General features: G+C 60.5%; 19 protein-coding genes. 8 read left to right on the forward strand and 11 right to left on the reverse strand.

Annotation, left to right across the window (positions count from 1 at the left end):
• Positions 1 to 87: 87 nt before the first annotated feature.
• Both ACQY7R_RS06345 and deoC read left to right on the forward strand, forming a co-directional pair.
• Positions 88 to 1,089, forward strand: a complete 1,002-nt coding sequence (locus ACQY7R_RS06345) for a DUF1559 domain-containing protein (RefSeq protein WP_428304747.1) — start codon at positions 88 to 90, stop codon at positions 1,087 to 1,089.
• Between the two features lie 240 nt (positions 1,090 to 1,329).
• Positions 1,330 to 2,046 (forward strand): deoxyribose-phosphate aldolase, encoded by a 717-nt coding sequence (gene deoC / locus ACQY7R_RS06350; RefSeq protein ID WP_428304748.1) that lies wholly within the window; start codon positions 1,330 to 1,332, stop codon positions 2,044 to 2,046.
• A 104-nt stretch (positions 2,047 to 2,150) separates the two neighbouring features.
• Here the strand turns inward: deoC and ACQY7R_RS06355 are convergent, their stop codons facing one another.
• A complete protein-coding gene (locus ACQY7R_RS06355) occupies positions 2,151 to 2,537 on the reverse strand; it encodes a GxxExxY protein (RefSeq protein ID WP_428304749.1) in 387 nt (128 codons plus the stop codon).
• An 88-nt stretch (positions 2,538 to 2,625) separates the two neighbouring features.
• On the opposite strand from ACQY7R_RS06355, the gene ACQY7R_RS06360 reads away from it, so the two are divergent.
• From ACQY7R_RS06360 to ACQY7R_RS06375, 4 genes are all read left to right on the forward strand, one after another.
• On the forward strand, positions 2,626 to 3,456 hold the full coding sequence (locus tag ACQY7R_RS06360; RefSeq protein ID WP_428304750.1) for a purine-nucleoside phosphorylase: 831 nt from the start codon (positions 2,626 to 2,628) through the stop codon (positions 3,454 to 3,456).
• Positions 3,457 to 3,556: 100 nt separating this feature from the next.
• A complete protein-coding gene (locus ACQY7R_RS06365) occupies positions 3,557 to 4,378 on the forward strand; it encodes a purine-nucleoside phosphorylase (protein WP_428304751.1) in 822 nt (273 codons plus the stop codon).
• Positions 4,379 to 4,596: 218 nt separating this feature from the next.
• Complete coding sequence (locus ACQY7R_RS06370) at positions 4,597 to 5,880, forward strand: thymidine phosphorylase (RefSeq protein ID WP_428304752.1); 1,284 nt, start codon at positions 4,597 to 4,599, stop codon at positions 5,878 to 5,880.
• 302 nt (positions 5,881 to 6,182) lie between these two features.
• A complete protein-coding gene (locus ACQY7R_RS06375; RefSeq protein ID WP_428304753.1) occupies positions 6,183 to 7,079 on the forward strand; it encodes a formyl transferase in 897 nt (298 codons plus the stop codon).
• On the opposite strand, the gene ACQY7R_RS06380 is transcribed toward ACQY7R_RS06375, so the two are convergent.
• A complete protein-coding gene (locus tag ACQY7R_RS06380; protein ID WP_428304754.1) occupies positions 7,076 to 7,555 on the reverse strand; it encodes a GyrI-like domain-containing protein in 480 nt (159 codons plus the stop codon). The two genes, ACQY7R_RS06375 and ACQY7R_RS06380, sit on opposite strands and share 4 nt — an antisense overlap.
• A 182-nt stretch (positions 7,556 to 7,737) precedes the next feature.
• On the opposite strand from ACQY7R_RS06380, the gene ACQY7R_RS06385 reads away from it, so the two are divergent.
• Positions 7,738 to 7,926 carry a hypothetical protein gene (locus ACQY7R_RS06385; RefSeq protein ID WP_428304755.1) on the forward strand — a complete coding sequence of 63 codons (189 nt, stop codon included), beginning with the start codon at positions 7,738 to 7,740 and terminating at the stop codon, positions 7,924 to 7,926.
• A gap of 407 nt (positions 7,927 to 8,333) precedes the next feature.
• On the opposite strand, the gene ACQY7R_RS06390 is transcribed toward ACQY7R_RS06385, so the two are convergent.
• Positions 8,334 to 8,831: a hypothetical protein gene (locus ACQY7R_RS06390; protein WP_428304756.1), complete on the reverse strand. Its 498-nt coding sequence runs from the start codon at positions 8,829 to 8,831 to the stop codon at positions 8,334 to 8,336.
• Positions 8,832 to 9,795: 964 nt separating this feature from the next.
• Between ACQY7R_RS06390 and cdd the strand changes: the two genes are divergently transcribed.
• On the forward strand, positions 9,796 to 10,194 hold the full coding sequence (cdd, locus tag ACQY7R_RS06395; RefSeq protein ID WP_428304757.1) for a cytidine deaminase: 399 nt from the start codon (positions 9,796 to 9,798) through the stop codon (positions 10,192 to 10,194).
• Positions 10,195 to 10,742: 548 nt separating this feature from the next.
• Here the strand turns inward: cdd and hpt are convergent.
• The 8 genes from hpt to ACQY7R_RS06435 all read right to left on the reverse strand — a co-directional run bounded on the left by hpt (position 10,743) and on the right by ACQY7R_RS06435 (position 20,405).
• A complete protein-coding gene (gene hpt, locus ACQY7R_RS06400; protein WP_428304758.1) occupies positions 10,743 to 11,279 on the reverse strand; it encodes a hypoxanthine phosphoribosyltransferase in 537 nt (178 codons plus the stop codon).
• 184 nt (positions 11,280 to 11,463) lie between these two features.
• Complete coding sequence (locus ACQY7R_RS06405) at positions 11,464 to 12,720, reverse strand: NupC/NupG family nucleoside CNT transporter (RefSeq protein ID WP_428304759.1); 1,257 nt, start codon at positions 12,718 to 12,720, stop codon at positions 11,464 to 11,466.
• 132 nt (positions 12,721 to 12,852) lie between these two features.
• Positions 12,853 to 13,548: a uracil phosphoribosyltransferase gene (upp, locus tag ACQY7R_RS06410; protein WP_428304760.1), complete on the reverse strand. Its 696-nt coding sequence runs from the start codon at positions 13,546 to 13,548 to the stop codon at positions 12,853 to 12,855.
• 225 nt (positions 13,549 to 13,773) lie between these two features.
• Positions 13,774 to 14,622, reverse strand: coding sequence for a hydrogen peroxide-dependent heme synthase (hemQ, locus tag ACQY7R_RS06415; protein ID WP_428304761.1), 849 nt, complete (start codon positions 14,620 to 14,622; stop codon positions 13,774 to 13,776).
• A 284-nt stretch (positions 14,623 to 14,906) separates the two neighbouring features.
• On the reverse strand, positions 14,907 to 15,386 hold the full coding sequence (locus tag ACQY7R_RS06420) for a hypothetical protein (protein WP_428304762.1): 480 nt from the start codon (positions 15,384 to 15,386) through the stop codon (positions 14,907 to 14,909).
• A 22-nt stretch (positions 15,387 to 15,408) separates the two neighbouring features.
• Positions 15,409 to 16,950: a SpoVR family protein gene (locus ACQY7R_RS06425; protein ID WP_428304763.1), complete on the reverse strand. Its 1,542-nt coding sequence runs from the start codon at positions 16,948 to 16,950 to the stop codon at positions 15,409 to 15,411.
• Between the two features lie 189 nt (positions 16,951 to 17,139).
• Positions 17,140 to 18,243 carry a DUF444 family protein gene (locus ACQY7R_RS06430; RefSeq protein WP_428304764.1) on the reverse strand — a complete coding sequence of 368 codons (1,104 nt, stop codon included), beginning with the start codon at positions 18,241 to 18,243 and terminating at the stop codon, positions 17,140 to 17,142.
• Between the two features lie 113 nt (positions 18,244 to 18,356).
• Positions 18,357 to 20,405 (reverse strand): PrkA family serine protein kinase, encoded by a 2,049-nt coding sequence (locus ACQY7R_RS06435; RefSeq protein WP_428304765.1) that lies wholly within the window; start codon positions 20,403 to 20,405, stop codon positions 18,357 to 18,359.
• Between the last annotated feature and the right edge of the window lie 737 nt (positions 20,406 to 21,142).

Here is a 21,142-nt window from a genome sequence, read left to right on the forward strand (position 1 = left end):
TATCAAGCACCACGGACATGGCCTTTAGGGCATCGGAAGCGACTTACGCTCCAATCGAGCGATTCTTCAACGCCCCCGATCCCCACTATGGTCAAGCATCTTCGCCGCTTTCGCGGCGACGGCTTCACGCTGGTCGAACTTCTGGTCGTCGTCGCGATCATCGCCATTCTCATCGCGTTGCTGCTTCCGGCGGTGCAGGCGGCTCGCGAATCCTCCCGCAAAAGCGACTGCGCAAACAATCTCAAGAATCTCGCCCTCGCCGCGCTCAGTTTCGAGTCTTCGCGAGGCTACTTCGCCCCCGCCGCTCAAGACCGCGACGGTGAACCGCCCACAGGCGTCAAGCCGGCACTCGCCACACACAACGGCATCACTTTCCTGCTGCCCCACTTCGACCAAGGCAACAAGCTTCAGCAAATCGACCTCAGTTGGGACTGGGACGACGCGGCTCGCTCGAAAAACGAACTCGCCACGAAGCAGGACCTAGGCGGCATACTGATTTGCCCATCATCTCCTGTCGTCCAAATCGCCCGTCACGCCACGGACTACTGCGCCGCCAATCGCGTCGACCCTGCCGGCCCGAGAAGCCTCGCGCCGCTGGTCACGACGCGTCTCGTCGACGGCAAGAACGGTCTGCCGGAACTCGATCGCGGCTGGGACAACGTCCTGCAATTCGATTTCCTCGATACCGTTCCGCCGCTCGCCACCGATCGCCGCCGCACCGACTGTAGCGAAATCACCGATGGGCTATCAAACACGTCGCTGTACATGGAGTCCGTCGCCAAGCCCTTCATGTTTGGCTGGTACCAACGCACCGCAGATCCGGCGCCCCTCTTCTACAACGGCGAGGAGAATCGTTCGATCAACAGCCGCTTTCGTTGGGCCAGCCCCGAAACGTGGATGACCATCAACAACTACTGCCACGGCTCGCAAATCATCAACTGCAACAACGTCTCGCAGCCCTACGGCTTCCATCCCGGCGGCATCCTCGTCAGCTTCGCCGACGGCCACGTCGAGTTCGCCCGCGAAGAGATCGACCCCAACGCCTTCGTCGCCTGGATCACCATGTCGGGCGGCGAAACTGCCCCCTAAACGTGAAAATAACCACCAAGACGCGGAGACACGAAGAACGCACTAAGGAATTGCAGGTCATGGCATGACGACTTGCTCCTTTTTTTTCGCTTTGCTTCGCGCTCGCTTGGCGTCCTCGTGCCTTAGTGGTTAAGCATTCCCGCCATTTCTGGCGGTCGAATCTAATGGCGAACTGCACGCCATTTCGCTACGATGGGGCCGGCCTTGCCCCCTATCGCCCCTCCTGCGAGCCGCCGCCCCATGTCGATCGTCGCCCTCATCGATCACGCTGTCCTCCAACCTACGCAAACCGACGTCGATCTTCGCGAAGCTTGTAAACTCTGCGTAGAAGTTGGCACGGCTAGCGTCTGCGTGAAGCCCTCGATGGTCGCGCTAACGGCCGAATTGCTCGCCGGTTCAAAAGTCGTCCCGAGCACCGTCATCGGCTTCCCCCACGGCGGTACGACCACTGGCGCCAAAGTCTGCGAAACTGAAATCGCCGTCGCCCAAGGCGCCCGCGAAGTCGACATGGTGGTCAACATCGGCCGCGCCCTCGCTGGCGATTGGCAGTATGTCGAAGACGACATCCGCGCCGTCGTCGAAGTCGCCCGCGCGGGCGGAGCGATCACCAAAGTCATCTTCGAGTGCGGCCTGCTTCCCAGCGACGATGTCAAGCGCCGCCTGTGCGAACTAAGCGAAGCCGCCGGCGCCGCGTTTGTGAAAACCTCCACCGGCTTCGGCATGGTGAAGGGCGACCGCGGCGGCATGATCGCGACCGGCGCCACCGAGCACGACATCCGCCTGATGCGGGCCGCCTGCAGCCCCGCCGTCGAGGTGAAAGCCTCCGGCGGCATCCGCACCTTCGCCGACGCCCAAAAGTTCGTCGCCCTCGGCGTCACCCGCCTCGGCACCAGCGGCACCGCCGCCATCGCCGCCGGCGAACGCGGCGAAGCCGCCACGAGTGGCGGGGCCTATTAAGAGGCGAAGATGCGGGAGCGGGGAGTTTTTACCACGAAACACACGAAACACACGAAGCACACCAAACAGAAGTGTTCATCCGGCTTAGTGAAGCGCTGAAACTTCTACCTAACAATTCTCTCCCACTCAAGTTTGGGATGGTGATTGAAATTGGCGATAATCCTCAACCGATAATCCGTGGCGCATAGATAGTTGTGAACTTGAGCACGATGCCTGTCGACGATCGCGTTGACTGATTTGATCTCCAACACGATCTTGTCGTAGCAAACGAAGTCAGGCTGATACTTCTGCGTAAGTTCGTGCTGCTTGTATCGCAACGGCAACTCCAACTGCGGTTGAAAGGGGATCGATCGCAAACCGAATTCAATTCCCAAACACTCTTGATAAACCGCCTCCAAAAAACCGCAGCCCATTTCCTTGTACACCTCAAAGCACGCCCCCATCACCAAGTAACTTTCCTCTCGATACAAAACCTCCATTACTTTCCCCATTAATCTTTTGTGTGCTTCGTGTGTTTCGTGGTAAAAATCTCCCCGCTCCCGCATTCAGAATCACGTCAGCCACCGCCACACCCGCAATATGCTAGAACTATACTCGCAAATCGAAGCAGCCGCTGCCGCCGTCCGTGAGCGCTGGAACGAAACGCCCCGCGCCGGCATCATCCTTGGCACCGGTCTCGGCAACGTCGCCGACGAAATTGAATCGCCCGTCGCGATTGATTACCCAGACATCCCTCACTTCCCGCGCTCGACCGCGACGAGCCACCGCGGCCGCCTCGTTTGCGGCCGACTCGCCGGCGTGCCGGTCGTCGCGATGGAAGGCCGCTTCCATCAGTACGAAGGCTACCCGCTCAAGCAGATCACGCTGCCGGTCCGCGTGATGAAGGCGCTTGGCGCCGAGACGCTTATCGTCTCGCAAGCTGTCGGCGGCATGAACCCGTACTACAAAGCGGGCGACGTGATGGTGATCGACGATCACATCAATTTGATGGGCGACAATCCGCTCGTCGGCGTGAACGACGACCGCCTCGGCCCGCGGTTCCCCGACATGTCGGCGCCCTATACGCCCGAGCTGATCGAGGTCGCCCTCGAAACGGCTCGCCGCGAGAACTTCGTCGCCCATCGCGGCGTCACCGTCGCCGTCACCGGGCCGAATCTCGAAACCCGCGCTGAGTACCGCTTCCTACGCGCGATCGGCGCCGACGTCGTCGGCATGTCGACCGTCCCCGAAGTGATCGTCGCCGTCCACGCCGGCATGCGCGTCTTCGGCCTCTCGGTGATCACTGACATGTGCCTTCCCGACACGCTGAAGCCGGCCGACATCCACGAGATCATCGCGTTTGCGAACTCCGCGCAACCAAAGCTCCGCGCGTTAGTTCTCACCGTCCTCCAACACGAAGCGAATCGGTAGACGACGTTCAACGGGGTCGGGAGTCTTTTGCGACTAGAAACCGCCCCATTCAAATCAACGCGGCTAGTCGCAAAAGACTCCCGACTCCTTCGGCGCCTCCATGCTCCACCTCGCCAACCAAATTGCCGAAACCGCTGCTTTTGTTCGCAACCAGTGGAACGCCATGCCGAAGGCCGGCGTCATCCTCGGCTCCGGCCTCGGCGATTTCGTAAACGAAATTGACGCCCCAGCGACGATTCCCTACGCCGACCTTCCCCACTTCCCGCACACCACCGCCATCGGCCACGCCGGTCGATTGGTTTGCGGCACGCTTGGCGGCGCCCCGATCATCGCCTTCCAAGGCCGCTTCCATCTCTACGAAGGGCACTCTGCCGAAACCGCGTCGCTGCCGGTCCGCTTGCTGGCCGCGCTCGGCGGCCGCACGCTCGTCGTTTCGAACGCTGCCGGCGGCCTCAACCCGCAATACGCCACCGGCGACGTGATGCTGATCGACGACCAGATCAACCTCATGTTTCGCAACCCGCTTATCGGCGTAAACGACGACGCCCTCGGCCCGCGGTTCCCCGACATGTGCACGCCGTACGACAAAGGTCTGCAGCGCCGCGCCGTCGAGATCGCGATGCGCGACGGCTTCATCCTCCATCGTGGCGTCTACGCCTCCGTCCTTGGGCCGAACTACGAAACCCGCGCCGAGTACCGCATGCTCCGACGTCTCGGCGGCGACGCCGTCGGCATGTCGACCGTCCCCGAAGTGATTGCCGCCGTCCACGCCGGCATGCGCGTCCTCGGCCTGTCGACAATCACCAACGTCGGCTCGCCCGACGCCCTCGGCGAAACCTGCGGCCACGAAGTCCTCACCGTCGCCGCCACCGCCGGCGCCAAACTCAGCGCGATCGTCCGCGGCGTGGTGGAAACTCTTTAAGCCGTTTAGAAAGACAAGTCTCTCGCAAAGGCGCAGAGGCGCAGAGGCGCAGAGGCGCAAAGGAAACGCAAAGAGAATGCAAGTGAATTGTTGAATTCGCTGCCCGCTGTTCTACCCGTAGCTATCGCCTTCAAACTAACACAATTATTCTCCTGTCTTCTTTGCGTTTCCTTTGCGCCTCTGCGCCTTTGCGAGAGAAAACCAGCCAGGCCAATACAATGAACCCCGTCTGGATCATCCAAAAGAAGCGCGATCACGAGCAGCTCACCGACGCCGAGATTGCCGCCTTCATCGACGGCTACGCTCGCGGCGCGATCCCCGACTACCAGATGTCGGCCCTGGCGATGGCGATCTACCTCAACGGCATGACCACCGACGAGATTGCCTCGCTCACCGACCACATGCTCGCCTCGGGCGCCCGTTTCGAGTGGCCCGACGACGGCGTGCCGCGCGTCGACAAGCATTCCACCGGCGGCATCGGCGATAAGACCTCGCTGCTGCTCGCCCCCATGCTCGCCTGTTGCGGCCTCGAAGTACCGATGGTCTCGGGCCGCGGCCTCGGCGCCACCGGCGGCACGCTCGATAAGCTCGAAGCAATCCCCGGCTTCCGCACTAACCTCACGATGGACGAAGTCCGCGCCGTCGTCGCGAAAACCGGCTGTGTCATCACCGGCGCCACCGTCGACCTCGTCCCCGCCGACCGCAAGCTCTACGCCCTCCGCGACGTGACGGCCACCGTCCCGTCGATCCCGCTGATCACCGCGAGCATCATGAGCAAGAAGCTCGCCGAGGGGCTCGACGCTCTCGTACTCGACGTGAAGTTCGGCACCGGCGCCTTCATGAAGACCGAAGCCGACGCTCGCGCACTCGCCAAGTCGCTCGTCGCCACCGGCAAACGGATGGGCGTTGCGACGACCGCGCTGCTCACCGACATGAACCAACCGCTGGGCCGCATGGCAGGCAACGCGGTCGAAGTCGACGAATCAATCGCCGCCCTTCAAGGCAACGGCCCCGCCGACCTCATGGAGTGCACACTCGCCCTCGGCGCCGAGGTGCTGGTCTCCACGAAACATGTCGAGAGCACCGCCGCCGGCATCGAGAAGCTGCAACGCACCATCGACTCCGGTGAAGCGATGGAACAATTCACTGCGATGATTGCCGCCCAAGCGGGCGACCTCAACGCTCCGCGCCCCGTCGCCCCAGTGAGCGACCTCGTCAGCCCCCGCAGCGGCCGCCTCGCCCGCATCGACGCCGAGCTCCTCGGCAAAGCGATCATCGCGATGGGCGGCGGCCGACAAGTTCTCAGCGATCAGCTTGACCATTCGACCGGCCTTGAAATGCTCACGCGGCTCGGCGACCGCATCGACGCCGGCCAACCCTTGGCTCGCATTTTCGCTAAGCCGATGATTGCCGAACGTGTCCGCCACACGCTTCTCGAAGCGATCCAAGTCGCCGACGAAGCTCCCGCCGTCGGCCCGCTCATCCTCGACCGGATCGACTGATAGCGCCGCTCGCCGCACCGCCGCCATGATGAAATGTCTGGCCCCCTCCCCCTGGAGGGGAGGGGGGAAGCAGTTGGTACACGCTCCCCTCGCAACGCATTCCGATTGCGCCCATCGCTCCGGCCGCAACAGCCGTCTCTTCCAGTCCCACACCCAATTGTGGACCTCCGTAGAGCCATCCCCGCCAAGCCTCTCGCGAGGTCTAACTACTCTGAAACTCTCCAGCTGTCTCCTCTCCCGCCGGGCGGCATGCCCGTCTCGCACAGCATGCCGCCCTCCCTCTTCCCGCCTTGGAGGATCGCGTGAACATCGTCGCCCTCAGCACCTGCACGCCGACCAACGCCTACCTCCTTCGCTCCGTGGCCGAGCGTCATCCCATCAGCCACGTCTTCCGCGTCGCGTGGAGCGAACCGGCCGCCGCCCCCGCCTCGCGCTTTGCGAAATTCCGTAAGGCGCCGGTCGCGAGCGTCGTCGAACTCGCAAGCCGCAAGTATCTCGAGCACGCCCACAACCGCCGCGAACGCCAAGCGATGAACTACCTCGCCCACCTTGACGAAACCGTCGGCGACATCCCCACGACGCCCGTCGACATCCGCCAAATCAACTCGCCCGCGTTCGCCGCGGAACTCCGCCGCCTCAATCCCGACGTGTTACTCGTCACCGCGGCGCCAATCTTGAAGCCTGAGATCTTCGAGATCCCCCGCCTCGCAACCCTCAACGTCCACCGCGGCATAGCGCCCGCTTACCGCGGCGAGCGAACCCTCTTCTGGGCCCTTGCCAACAACGACGTCGACAACATAGGCGTGACGCTCCACAGAATCGATCGCGGCATCGACACGGGCGCGGTGCTGAAGTACGGTTACCCCGCGCTTGCTTCAAGCGACACAGAAGCAACCATCACCGCCAAGTCGATGCGACTTGCAGCTGAAATGATTGCTGATGCTCTCGACGACGCTGAGCAATCTGGCCTGCAAGGCGCCACTCAGCCGAGCGTTGGCCGCTGCTACCTCGCCCGCGAGCAACGAATTTGGCAACAAGCTCGCTTCCAGTTCTTGCGGATGCTCGGACGCCGGCGCATCAAATCGCGCGAGCAACGCATCGTGACGCTCGCCCCGAGCCGCGAGGCGTCGCAACCATCGACAGAGCAGCGAGCTAGACGCCCCGCTTCCCGAGTTTCGCACGCGACCGCAAGCGTCTAATCACGCGTCTCGTTTGCAGAATCCGCCAGCAAGTAGTGGACGTCGGTGCGAATCAGCGCCGCATCGCGATTCCACTCGTCCTGCCAGTGCCCATAGATTTCCCAACTGGGGCCGGCCAGCCGATGCCCGTTTGCGGAGCACCACGCTTGAATCACCTGATGCGCGCCGCCAAGTTGATCATACGGCCCAAAGTGCGTGACAGCGGCTAGCATTCCTTGCGGCAACGTAGCTCCCACGACTTCGCCCGCTCCGGCGAACGGCTCAGCAACCTCCGCGCCGACGTCGAGTCGAATCGTATCGTCCCAATAGATCGCCACGTGCCGGCCGACGCCGACGACCTGCGCCGCCCGCAGCGCATTCCACACGACGCCGCAGGCCGCTTGAACAACGACGCCAATCTGCGGCCGCGTCGCCTGTCGATGAACGACGGCAATGGGCGATCCCGCTGATGCTTCCAATCGAACTTCGTACTTCATCCGAAGCTCCTTGGCCTGCTGAGTACTTGTCGCGGATCAAGCATCCGTGTTCCGCAAGCACTACTCGAAATGTCGCGCTATCTCAGGCCTTTAGTGCTGGTCGCATCGCCTTGCTGACTACGTCCAACTTCACGATGTGCGTCAATCGTGCTGACGGTTGCGAAGCATCTGGTTTCGAGATGATGGCTGTCAAGTTTCGCACAATCTGCATGGGCGTGAACAACAATCCCCACCAGCCCCACCAACCCAGCAAGGCTGAACTCAACGTAGCATTCACCTGCGACTTGACGCCGCACGCGCGACAACAGATCTCCGGACGACTCGACGTCGACGTCAACGCAATCGCCGACCACACCCGGTGCGAAATGTGAACGTCAATCGGCCCGGGCCCGCCGCACTTTGGGCAATCGCCTTGATGGACTTCCCGCACGTATCGATCCATCAATTCCTGCGGTACCGCTGCCGCCAGTTGCTGGCCGTGAGCGTGCTGAGCGCATGCCTCTTTGCAGTAGTGGTATCCCGGCCCTTTGACTCCACCGAAAAGAATCAACGTCCCGCAGCTGTCGCATGTGCCCATGATTCTTCCTTGAAATTATGAACGGGGTGGCTCACACAAAGTGGGCGGAATTGTACACGGGAGTGCAAATAGCCTAAATAGAGGAATTCTCCGAGGAAATGGCGACCTGCGAAAATCGCTGAATTTGGCGACATTCACGACGCGCAGTTGAACTTACGGCCCTACCGATTGACCTAGTGAAGCTGCACAATTCGGGTCGGCTCACTTGCCTCTCGCCCGCCGTCTGCCATCCCTGATCGCCAGTTCGATCTTCACGCGTCGTTCCAAGAGCGACGACGGCCCCGATCGATTCCGACGCTTGGCCAACCTGATGACGCTTCGACCCAGAGAAAGCGGCAACAAGACGAACTCGAACGGCAACCACCAGCCGAGGGCGGCTCTGCCCAACGCGGACCGCAGTTCCGCCTTCGTCCCGCAACTGCGGCAACTGATCGGCGGCAACCGATCTCCCAATACCGTCCGGAATTGCAGCACCCCGTGGCCCGCGGCATACACATCGAGCGGCCCCGGCCCGCCGCACTGCGGGCAATCCGCTTCGTGGACCGCCCACAAATAGCGGTCGAGCAGTTCGCGCGGTACTGCTAGAGTCACGCGATCGATCCGGCCGCGATCGAGACACCCTTCGCTGCAGTAGCGAAAGTCGCCGTCGTAAAATCCGCCCCAGGCGATCAGCGTTCGGCAGCTTGAACACTTGGCCATGGCAACGCGCGGCATCGAGAATAGGCAAGCTAATCATCGTCTCCGACGATTGTACCTGCCGCTGCGAGCGTTCACCACAGAATCTGTCGCAGGGCAACGCGTCTGCATCGCCCTTATCACCGCACCATTCGTCGCTCTAAATCAAACTTTACCCAAGTGGGCGATTGCCGCGGCGGTCACGAAGTTCGCCTCTAGCGATCATTACTTCGGCGTTGCCTGCAATCTTATTCGACGTCGCAGAAGACCGACGCTTGCCATCCCAGTGAGTTGGAGAATGCTTGATGGCTCTGGCACAGCGATTAGCGTTTCGAAAGCGAAATCGTAAACGCTTACCGTTAATCCAGACGTCCCGAAAGGAGCAGACCAATCTAGATGAAACATTTGCCCGTCAGCGTAGGGATTTCCATTCTTCATACCGAAATTGCTCCACCCCTCTGAGCCCGAAGTCGCGTCTTCAATCATGAACGCCAATGGTACGCCAGCGGTTTGCTGGTAGGGAGCGTCAAACAAAACTTCGATCCATTTCGGCTGATTCCGGTCAACGTCGGTTCGCAAGTAGTGCCCAACGGCAACGGCCGTTTCTAAGGGAACTCCATTACTACCTAATTCTCTGAGCCTAATCGTCGCGTCACTCCCAGCCGGAAACGTCGGCCCCCAACTTCCACCTTGCACGAGAAGTCGGACTCCCACTAGCAGCCCGTTAGTTGTCGGCGTGAACGTCTGTCCCGATCGATCGCCTTGCGAGATGTCGGCCACTCCTTGGTAAGCGAGTTGCGACACGTCCACCGTCGTTGCATTCGCGGCTGGAACCAAGAATGCAACGAGTAAACCAATCCCCCCCAGCAGATTCATTATCACAGATTGCTGCATCTAATCTTCTCGCGAATTGATAAAATGACGCTCGCCGAATCGGTGCAACCAGCGTCAAAATTACGACTAGGCCATACCCTTTATATCAGAACCGATGGGTCCAAATCAACAAAAACTGCTAGCCAACGCCGCGCAGGCAGTCCGCTCGAACGCCTACGCCCCCTATTCCAGATTTCATGTCGGGGCTGCGCTGCTCGCCGCCGATGGCGAGATCTTCGCCGGCTGCAATGTCGAGAATGCCTCCTACGGCCTAACGATATGCGCCGAACGCGTCGCCATCGGCAGCGCCGTCGCCGCAGGACACCGGCAAATCGTCGCCGTCGCCGTCGCCACCAGCGGCGGCCATTCTCCCTGCGGGGCCTGCCGGCAAGTCCTCAGCGAATTCGGGCCCGCGATGGAAGTGATCCTCATCGACGCCGACGATCCGACGCGCACGCGCACCACCACCCTCGCCGCGCTGCTGCCTGAGCAGTTCTCTTCAGGCGCGCTCTAATTAATCGCCGCGGCGCGAGCGGTTCGTCAAGCTGGCCAAATCGGCCAGCTGCGCGGTGACCGCTTTATCGGCTACAACGAACCAAGCCGCTTGGTTCCTGCGTTTGCTAACGCGGAGCGTCTGCGCGCATCCAAGCCCCGTGCTCCGTCCGGAGGTCGGCCTCGATTCAGAGTGACGTCGCCCGACGCAGACAACTGGCGCCGCCAAATTCAATTCTGTCGCGACAGAATGCACGAACGACAAGAGGAGTTACGCATCGCTCACGTAACGCAACTACGTAGCAATCAAGGGGTTCGCCAAACAGCCGATCTCACAACTCCAGCATAAAGCGAATTCTGTCGCCAAAAATACGTTTCGCGACAAAATTCACCCGCCGCCGCGTGCCTCGTTCCAACGCTCTGCGTGGGAACGCACTCCCCGCCGCTCCCGCGGCGCGAGACTATGAAGACGATCGGCCGCAAAGAATGACGCAGAGTGTCAAAAAAACGTTCCCACGCGGAGCGTGGGAACGAGAAGAAAGAGCGTGCAGGAACAGAAAGAGAAAATCGCTACATCGAGCGATGCTTCTCGAGGTCTTCCTGCTCGAGCGACGCCAAGTACGGCAAGTTGCGATACATGTCTTCGTAATCGAGACCATACCCAACGACAAATTCATCCGGAATGTTGAACGCGGTGAAGTTAGGCTCGTAGTCGGCTTCCTGCCGGCCTTGCTTCCGCAGCAAGACGGCCGAGCTAACGCTGGCCGGCTTGAAATCTTGCAGCTTTGCCACAACTTTTTGGAGGGTATGCCCGGTATCAAAAATATCGTCAACCAGCAGCACGTCGCGGCCGGCGATGTCGAGCATCAGTTCGCTGTTGATCACTAGGTCGCCGCGGGTCGTGGTCGCGCCGCGGTAGCTGCTCGCTTGAATGACGCCGACCCGCATCGGCTGGTCGATGTGGCGGATAAGGTCGGCCACCAAAACGACGCTGCCCGTGAGGATGCCGACGATCGTGAGTTGCCGCCCTTCGAATGCCCGCTCAATATCGCTCGCCATCCGGGCGACGCCGTCGTGAAGTTCCTCTTTGCTGAGCAGCGTTTTCATTGCGGGGATCCTAACTAACTAACCACGAAGACTGAAAGACACGGAGGAAGCACGAAGAATGAAGGAAAAAAGAATATACCCCAGGAACGACGGCCGGCTAGGGTCGCAGCGGCGGCAAACGTCCCACAAGCAGCGGCCTTGCTTCGTGGTTCCTTCGTCTCTTCATGCCTTAGTGGTTAGGCATTTACAACAGCATCCCCGCGATGCACGCCGTCATGAAATTCGCCAGCGCCCCGCCGAGCATTGCCCGCAGGCCAAGCTTGGCAAGGTCTCGCTGCCGCCCCGGCGCCATGCCGCCGATGCCGCCAATTTGGATGCCGATCGAGCTGAAATTCGCAAACCCGCAGAGGGCGTACGTCATGATCACCTGCGTCCGCGGGCTGAGGTCAATTGCCCCCCCCGGCTTGATCCACTCGCTGAACATGCCATACGCGACGAATTCGTTCGAAGCCATTTTGATGCCCAGCAACTGGCCCGCGGCGGAACAATCTTGCGTCTCGATACCCATCACCCAGGCAATCGGCCAAAAGATTCGCGCAAAGATCGCCGAGAGCGACCACTCGAAGGTAAACCCCGGTTCAAGCCAGCCGAACCACTCGCCCACGTCGTAAACCTGATGTCCGACCCAACCGAGCAACCCGTCGCAGAGCGCGAGCAGCGCGAGAAAGGAGATCAGCATCGCGCCGACGTTGAGCGCCAGCTTCAATCCCTCCAGCGTCCCCATCGACACGGCTTCGACGAGATTGCCGCCCGAGTCGCCCATTTCGAGCTCGACCTTCTCGACCGGTTCGGGCGTTTCCGTTTCCGGGATCATGACCTTCGCGATGAGCAAGCTCGCCGGCGCCGACAGCACGCTCGCCGTGAGCAGATGGCCCGCGTCGATGCCCATTCCCTTGTACGCGATGAGTACGCCGCCGGCGGTCGAGCCGAAGCCGGGAACCATGATGGCCATCAGTTCCGACTTGGTCATCTTGTTGACGTACGGCCGCACGACGAGCGGAGCTTCCGTTTGCCCAAGAAAGATGTTGGCCGCCGCCGCGAGGCTTTCCGGCCCCGTTGTGCCAAGCGTTCGCTGCACCACCCAGCCGAGGCCGCGCACAATCCACTGCATGACGCCGACATAGTAGAGCGCCTGCATCAATGCCGCGAAGAAGATGATCGACGGCAACACGCGGAAAGCAAAGTAATGGTCTTTAAAATTTTGGCCAAAGACGAAACTCGAGCCTGCGTCGACGCAATCCATCAGCGCGTTGAACACGCCGTCGACGCCGTCGAAAAATGCTTCGCCGGCGGTCGTCTTGAGAATCAAGAGCGCGAAGACCAGCTGCAGCAACATGCCGCCGATGACGACCCGCCACGGGAACCGCGTCTTGTGCGAGCTCATCAGCCACGCGAGCCCGACCATCACAAACAAACCGAAAAAACTGATCACGCGTTCCATGAGGCGGCCGTAGCCCTTCGCTTAAGTATTCGACAGCAGAAAATTGGACGACGCTGTAGCGAGCGAAGTCCGACAGCGTCAACCCGCGACGCGCCGCCTCCAGCGTCGTCATCGGGCCGATGGGATGAGAAGTTAATCGTGCGGTTCAAGCGTGTTGAAAATACGATCGCCGGCATCGCCCAGCCCCGGCACGATGAACTTGTGCGCGTTGAGCTCGGGGTCGATCTGGCAGACGTAGATCTGCACTTCAGGGAACTGGCTGGCGACCGCGTCGATTCCTTCTTGAGCCGCAATCAGCGACAAGACCTTCACCTGCGGCACGCCCCAATCGCGGAGCGTCATGAGCGCCGCCGTCACCGAACCGCCGGTCGCGAGCATCGGGTCCAGAATGAGCGCGACGTCGACGGGCCGCTTGGCGGGGAGCTTGTCGTAGTAGCTCACTGGTTGGGCCGTCGCCTCGTCGCGGTAAAGCCCCAGGTGCCAAACCTCGGCCATCGGCAGCAAGTCGAGCACGGGGTCGACCATTCCCAATCCGGCACGCAGAATCGGCACGATCCCGATCCGGCCTTTGATCTGCACGCCGTCAGCCTCGCAGATCGGCGTCTGTACCTGGTATGGCTGCGTCGGCAGATCTTGGGTCGCCTCGTAGGCCATCAAGGTCGCGAGTCGGCGGACGAGGCCGCGGAATTCGCTGGGGCGCGTCGACTCCCGCCGCATGCGAGTGACGTGATGCTCAACCAGCGGATGCTTCACGAGATGGATGCCGCACCGACGCGTCGAACTCGCGTCAGGCTGTGCTGCTCCGCCGGCCACGGTGGCGCCTGCCATATGACTAGACCCTTGCCCTGCCAAAAGAATTGGAAAATCCCGCCGCCGCGGGCCCATTCTAATGTGCTAGCTGGGCAATTGAAAGAATCGGAAGCGGCGACCCGCGAGAAAGAAAGGACAAGCGGGCGTTTCAGACTCGGCGATCGGCAGAGTTTGACGCGGTCACCGCGAATGGCGAATGGGCTGACGCCTATTTGGCATTCGCCATTCGGGCTTCGTCATTCGTCATTTCCCAATCAGGCAATGATCAAGCATCGCCGCCGCCGTCGAAACGTAGCTCGCGTAGAACGGCCCGAACTCGGCGTAACGGGCGCTCGCTTCGTCAAACCGCATGTGGTAGACGATGTCCTTCAAGTACTCGGGATTGGTCGCCCACAGCGTGACGCCCCATTCCCAATCTTCGAGGCCGAGGCCGACGGTGATCAACTGCGAGACCTTGCCTGCGTAGGCCATGCCGCTCTTGGCATGCTCGCTCATCATCGCGTTGCGGTCTTCCTTCGGCAGCAGGAACCAGTTCTCGCCCACCTTACGCTTCTTGTTCATCGGGTAGAAGCAGGTGTTCGTGTACGCCGGGAAGTTGGGCGTCAGCCGTTGGTGGTTCATGTGCACCAGCCGGTCGGCGTACGCCTTCAGCTTCGTCTCGTAGACTCCGCTGCCGGCAGTTTCGCCCTCGGCGACCAGCCGCTCGCCATATTGCTCCGCGGTCATCACGTACTCGCTGATCTCGGTCATCGAGACGAACGAGTAGCCCGGCACAATCGCCGGTCCGAGCGGGCTGGCCATCAGCTGCTGATGAACCGAGTCGACCACGAGCGGATCGGGATCCATCACCATCAGGCCGAAGTCGGCCTTGGCGCCGCTGACGATCGACGTCTGCACGCGAAGCGGCTGCCCCTCACGGGCAGGATCGAGCGTGGAGATCAGTGCGGCCCGGCCCTCGGCGACTTGCGCCGGCGGCATGTCGGCCAGCCGATCCCGATTCCACGTGTAGTAGAAGTGGCTGCAGTGCCATCCACCGTCGATCGGCGGACGGGTAGATTCGATGGGCTGCGTCGAAGCGGTAGGACGATGCATGGCGAGAGATGCGGTGGTGGAATAGCCGTCGAAGGAGTTCAAAGTCAATTCGCATGGTACCAGAATCGCCCTCGGAGGTTTAGGGATGGGACGGAGAGAGGCGCGCTCGTTCGCGCCGCCAAATACGGGGAGGATTGGCCACGAAACACACGAAAGAGCACGAAAAGAGAATGCAATATCGATCGACAGACGGAGCACACGCACGAATTTTCTTGATTGGCTTTCGTGTCATTTCGTGTGTTTCGTGGTTAATCGCATTTGCATTTTCAGCACCTTGAGAGCCGTCAAATCGAATCCACGGTGCTCGAGAAATCGTCGACGAGCCGGCCGATCACTTCGTGGGTCAGCGCGGCGGGGACGCGGAGGCGGGGTTGGCCCGGCTGTTTTTCAAAGCGGCAGAGCGCGATCGAACCGCCGCGGCGGAGCAGCAGTTCGTAGTAGCGGCTCGCGTTGTCGTCGCGCTGCGGCGGGTTGCTCCGCATCTGGACGCTGCAGCCTTGCGAATCGGTTTCGATCGGAGCGATCGGTTCGAGTAGATAGTTGATGCGCTGAGCGAGCGACTGGCTGGCCGCTTGGAGTTTGGCGACGCTCGCCGATGCCAGTTCAGGCGATTCGAGCGTCAGCTCGTCAACCGTCACCGCCAACGGATCGCACTGCAGCGCGCGGCAGTGAATCGTTCGAGTGCCAGCCGTAACAGAGAAAGATTGCGAACCCTGCCCAGTGGCATTGCGAAGTTCAGCGAGCAGTTGGGAGGAAAGACTCATGCGACTCTACAGGTGGTGCGACTCAGGTGATGGCTTCGAGATCGGGGACGTCGACCGCGTCCCCTTTTTGGATCTCGTGGTTCTTGCCGTCGAACGACAGGACGGCGCGGGCGTTCTCGAGGACGGTTTCAATGTGGACCGGGCGGTTCCATAACCGCTCCAGGTTGCGAAGCGTGTCGACGGCGAAGTCGGCTTGCAGTTCGACGCCGCTAAAATCGTGCCGAAGGTAGAGCTCGCCCCGGTTACGATAGTTGCCGTCAACCACGCTGATGATCGGCCGGCCGCGATTCGTAAGGCTTTGCAGCAATTGTTGCTTCACCTTCGGGAACTCGCGGCTTTCGATCTCGTACGCCTCGCTGCCTGCGTTGTAGCCAAACCTGAATAGTTTGTGGTCACGCACGAAGTCGAGCGTGAGGAACTCGTCGATGAACGTGAGGTCGTTATGAATCTGCCGCACCTCGAAGATTTTCTCGCGACCGAGCCCGGCGCCGGTGTTCCAGCGGCGGCGCACCTGGACGTCCTCGCACTCGTCGTAGTCTCGCCCGAACGCACCGCGGTTCCAGCGATCTTCGATATCTCGGAAGAGCTCGATCCCGACCTTGTACGGATTGAGCTGCGTCGGCGAACTTGCGAGCGTGCCGCTGTGATGGTCGGCGTAGTTGACGATGTCGACCGCCGTCACGGCCTTATTGATCATGATCGTCGAGTGCCAGTAGCTGGCCCAACCTTCGTTCATGATCTTCGTCTGCGCCTGCGGGGCGAAGTAGTACGACTCGTCGCGAACGATCGACAACACGTCGGCCTGCCACGACGTGAGCGGTGCGTGTTCGAGGATGAACAGCAACACGTCGCGTTCTGGCTGTTCCGGAATGCGCCGTACCACGCCCTTCTCCGCGGCTTCGAGTTGTTTGCTGAGCAGCACCTCGCGAGGATTCACGAACGAATCCATGTACCCCTTCGCCTGAAACCGCGGCGAGCGGGTTTCCTCCTCCTGCTTATCGCGGTCGCTGAAGCGGTAGTTATCCTTCTTCTCTCGCCGTTGGATGAACGGCGAGTAGATGTCGATGAGGTCTTCGACGCTAAGGCACGCATCAATAAAGTCTTCGACCGGCTCGACGCCGACTTGGTCCATGTAGCGGCGAATTCGCGTGCCGTGGTTCGCCATGTCGTCCATCATCTTGCGATTGGTCTGCGAGAACCAATCGTTGCACTTGAAGAAGTCGCAGTGGCCGTAGACGTGGGCCATCACCAACTTCTGATCGAGCGCCGCATTCGACCGCATTAGGTAGGCGTAGCACGGATTGTTGTTGATCACCATCTCGTAGATCTTCTGCAATCCGTAGTGGTACCCCTTCGAGAGCTGCTCGTACTCCATCCCGAACCGCCAGTGGGGGTAGCGCGTCGGGAATCCGCCCCGCGCGGCGATCGCGTTGAGCTGATCGGCGTCGATCAGTTCGAAGATCGTCGGATAAAAATCGAGCCCATAGCGGCGCGCATGCTCTTCGATCTCGACCTGCATCGCGGCGAGTTCAGGCGTCAGGTTGCTGGTGGGGCCCATCGACATGGTCTTTTCGTTTTGAGTGCTAACCACGAAGAATCGAAGGCACTAAGGAATGCACGAAGTATGATTTCTGATGCTGCACAGTCGATTTACATCTCACTGAGTTGGGCACTCCAACCGCCTTCTCATCCCCCTGATTATTTGCTTTCACTTCGTGACTTCCTTAGTGCCTTAGCGTCTTCGTGGTTACTCCTACTTCCCCTTCCCCAAAAACTTTCGGATCGACTCGTAAATCGCATCCTTGTCCGCAATCTCCGACAGCACCAGCTTCTCGTGGTCGCCGTATTGTTTTTCGAGGGCGTCGATAAAATCGCCGCTGCCGTAGGGGCTTTCGACCTGCCCGTAGCAGAAGAGGTTCGACGCGGGGAGCAGTTTCTCGCCGAGCAGCTCGAACGCCTTGCGATTGTCGTCGCCCCAGTTGTCACCGTCGGAAAACTGGAAGCAGTAGATGTTCCAATCAGCGACGGGGAAGTCGCGGTCGATCAGGTCAGCCGCCACTTTATAGGCCGAGCTAATCCGCGTGCCGCCGCTCTCGCGGGTGTGATAGAACGTGTTCTCGTCGACCTCTTTCGCCACGGCGTCGTGAATGATGTATCGCTTCTCAACGCCTTTGTATTGCTTGCCGAGCCAGGCATCGATCCAAAACGCCTCGGTGCGGACGATCTCCTTCTGCTCGTCGGTCATCGAGCCGGAGACGTCCATCATGTACACGACGGCCGCGTTCACCTGAGGCTGCGGGACTTCGTTCCAGGAGCGGTACTGCTTGTCGGCCTTCACCGGGATGACGCGAGGATCGCCGATCTCGTAGCTGCCGGTGGAGATCTGCCGCTTGAGCGCCCGCAAGTAGGTCCGCCGCACATGGCGGAGAGATTCGGGGCCCGTTTGACGGATACTGTTGTACTTGGTCTTCTCGGCTTCGATGCTCGCAGCGCCCTTTGGTTTGATGCGCGGCAGTTCAAGTTCGTTCCCGAGCATTTCAGCGAGTTCGTCGAGCGAGACCTCGACTTCCAGGTAGTGCCCGCCCCCGGGATCGCTGCCGGCGCCTCCTGCCCCGTCGGGCCCTTGCCCTGGTTTGCCGAGGACGTCGCCGACTTCCCCGTCCCCTTGCCCGACGCCGCCGGAGCCGTTCTTACCGAACTTGAACCGCGGAACGTCGAGCTGTGGGACCGGAATGCTGACGAGATCGCGACCCTTGCGGCCGATCATCTCGCCGTGAGTGATGTACTTGCGCAGATTGTCGCGGATCCGGCCGCGAACGATCTGCTTGAATCGGCGTTGGTCGCGTTCGATGTCCATGCGTGGGGAAGCGGTCAGCGATCAGCTTTCAGCAGTCAGCCAGAAGGGAGTGGGGATCCGAGGGGGCTCTCCTCCTTTGGCTGACAGCTGATCGCTGACAGCTGACCGCTCTCTTACTTCTCCTTCGCATCGCCGCGGGCGAAGATGCTCGCGACGTAGTTCAGCACGTCGGTGGCGCTTTCGTCGTCGTAGCCGAGGTCGCGGATGAGGCGGCCCTTCACCACGTCGATTTTTTGCTGCGTTTCGGCGTCTACGACGTTCGAGACGAGGCTGGTTAGCTTGATTGAATCCTTTTGATCCTCGAATAGCTTCAGCTCGAGCGCCTTGTTCAGGCGCTCGTTCGTCTTGTAGTCGAACTTCTTGCCGTCGATCGACAACGCGCCGATGTAGTTCATGATCTCCCGGCGGAAGTCATCCTTGCGGCTCTCCGGGATGTCGATTTTATCTTCGATCGACCGCATCAGGCGTTCATCCGGTTCCTCGTACTGACCGGTGAAGGCGTTGCGGACCTTCTCACGTTGGGTGTACGCCTTGATGTTGTCGATGTAGTTGCCGCAGAGTCGCGACAGCGCCGCTTCGTCGGCGGCGATGGCGCGTTGCACTTCGTTCTTGACGATGTTCGTATACTCTTCCTTCACCACGCCGAGGAGTTCGCGAAACTGGTGCTTCGTTTCCTCGTGCGTGATGAGGCTGTGATGCTTGAGCCCGGCCTCCAGTTCATTGAGCACCATGAACGGGTTGATGGACCGGGCCTCTGGATGGGCGACAAGCGCGTTGGAGAGCTTGTCTTGAACGTACCGAGGCGAAATGCCGATGAGGCCCTCGTTGGTCGCTTGATCGCGTAGTTCGGCGATGTTCTCCTCGGTGAATCCGGGGAGCGACTTGCCGTTGTAAAGCTTTAGCTTCTGCAGCCGCGACAGGCCGGCGTGCTTCGGCTCTTCGAGCCGCGTGAGGATCGCCCACATCGCCGCCATTTCGATCGTGTGCGGCGCGATATGTTTGTTCGGCACGGTGCGGGGGTTGTAGTCCTTCTCGTAAATCTTGATCTCGTTCGCCAGCGTCGTGACGTACGGGATGTCGATCTTCACCGTCCGGTCGCGAAGGGCCTCCATGAACTCGTTGTTCTGCAGCCGGCGATACTCCGGCTCGTTCGTGTGACCGATGATCACCTCGTCGATGTCGGTCTGCGCGAACTTCTTCGGCTTGATGCGATGCTCCTGGCTGGCGCCAAGCAGATCGTAAAGGAACGCGACGTCGAGCTTCAACACTTCGACGAACTCGATGATACCGCGGTTGGCGATGTTGAATTCGCCGTCGAAGTTGAACGCCCGCGGATCGCTGTCGCTGCCATAGACGGCGATTTTTCGGTAGTTGATGTCGCCGGTCAGTTCTGTGGCGTCCTGGTTCTTTTCGTCCTTCGGCTGGAACGTGCCGATACCGATGCGGTCTTTCTCGCTAAGAATCAACCGCTTGATGCGAACGTCTTGCACGACCCGCGTCCAGTCGCCGTCGTACTTCTTCAGCCGGTGCTGGTACATGAAGCGGCAGAACGGGTCGAGTTCGCCGCGGATGCGTACCTTGAGGTCATCTTCGCCGCGGCCCGCATTCAGTTTGGCCGCCACATCGTCGCGGAAACGCTCCGGAATGAGGTGGAGCGGCTCCTCGTTCATTGGGCACCAATGAACCTCTTCCGGATCTTCCTCGTCGACCCAGCCGAGCGTGTAGAGGGCGCCGGCGTCGGTCGCCGAGTAGCGTTCGAGGCCTTGCTTCAATAGGCGGACAATCGTGCTCTTGCTGCTGCCGACGGGACCGTGCAGTAGCAATACGCGCTTTTCGATGCCGTACTCGTGGGCAGCGCTCTTCAGCGCGTTGACCAAATCATGGAGCGGTCCGCGTAGTCCGTAAACGGCGTCGTGGCCGTTGTGATCGGGGTCGTCGAAGAAGCGATAGCTGTACTCCTTCTCTCGATTCCGATCGCTCACATCGACGCCGTACGACAAGATCATGTCGTAAAGCCGCTGGTACGCGGTCCGCGTTACCTCGGGGTGCTCGCGAACGATGTCGAGATATTCCTCGAAGGTTCCGACCCAATTCTTGCGGCGGAACTGATCGCGATCCTGTCGCTCAGAAACGAGCGAAATAATTTCGCTGCCTTTGGTCATTGCCATGCTCCCTGCCGACGGCGACGACTCGATCGTCTAATGGCGGGCGTGTGCGAGTCGTGCTGGCGGCGCGATGTCCTGGAACGTTGTGTAGACCCAGATGATGTAATAAAGGACGCAGCCCGATGGCTGCGGGTGATGCGGGCGCGGGGAAGTTTTCAATGAGTTCCGGGAAGAACTCTCGCGGCAGGGGATGCCGTCTGAACGATCGCCCAAGATCTCGACCCTCGGACAACGTTCTGCTCTCGCAGCAATGCGCGCACGCGAATTCGCTTTCAGTCGCAAACGGAAATGGCGTCGCCAGAGTGGCTAACGCTCGTGCCCGAGATGCCTGCGTTGCACGCTACTAGAGCGGAGGTTGGCAAAGAGCAGCGGACCTTCGTCGCCGGCGCCATACTAGGGCGTCGGCAAACTAGCGGGAAAAACCCGCAGGTCGAATCGCTCCAAAGAACTCTTCTCTCTCATTAAGTATCAGCACAAAAGTTCAGCATGGCAACATCGATGTGGCGGAATCCGCCGGCGTGTTACCGCAGGAGTGCGTTACAACAGCGCGAGCGCTGTTCGCACCGCAGTAAATGCCGGCAGATTGCCTATTTCCTGCAGCGGGTGCGTATTCCGTGACCAACGAAGGGGACGCAGCTGCGGCAGAAAGCATAGAAGTAGACACTCCAATTCCCGCAGAATTTGGCGAGGTTGCAGCGACCGGCGAAGCTGCCAAAACCAGGAAGATTGATTAC

It is taken from the genome of Lacipirellula sp. (assembly GCF_965279485.1).
GTDB lineage: Bacteria > Planctomycetota > Planctomycetia > Pirellulales > Lacipirellulaceae > Lacipirellula.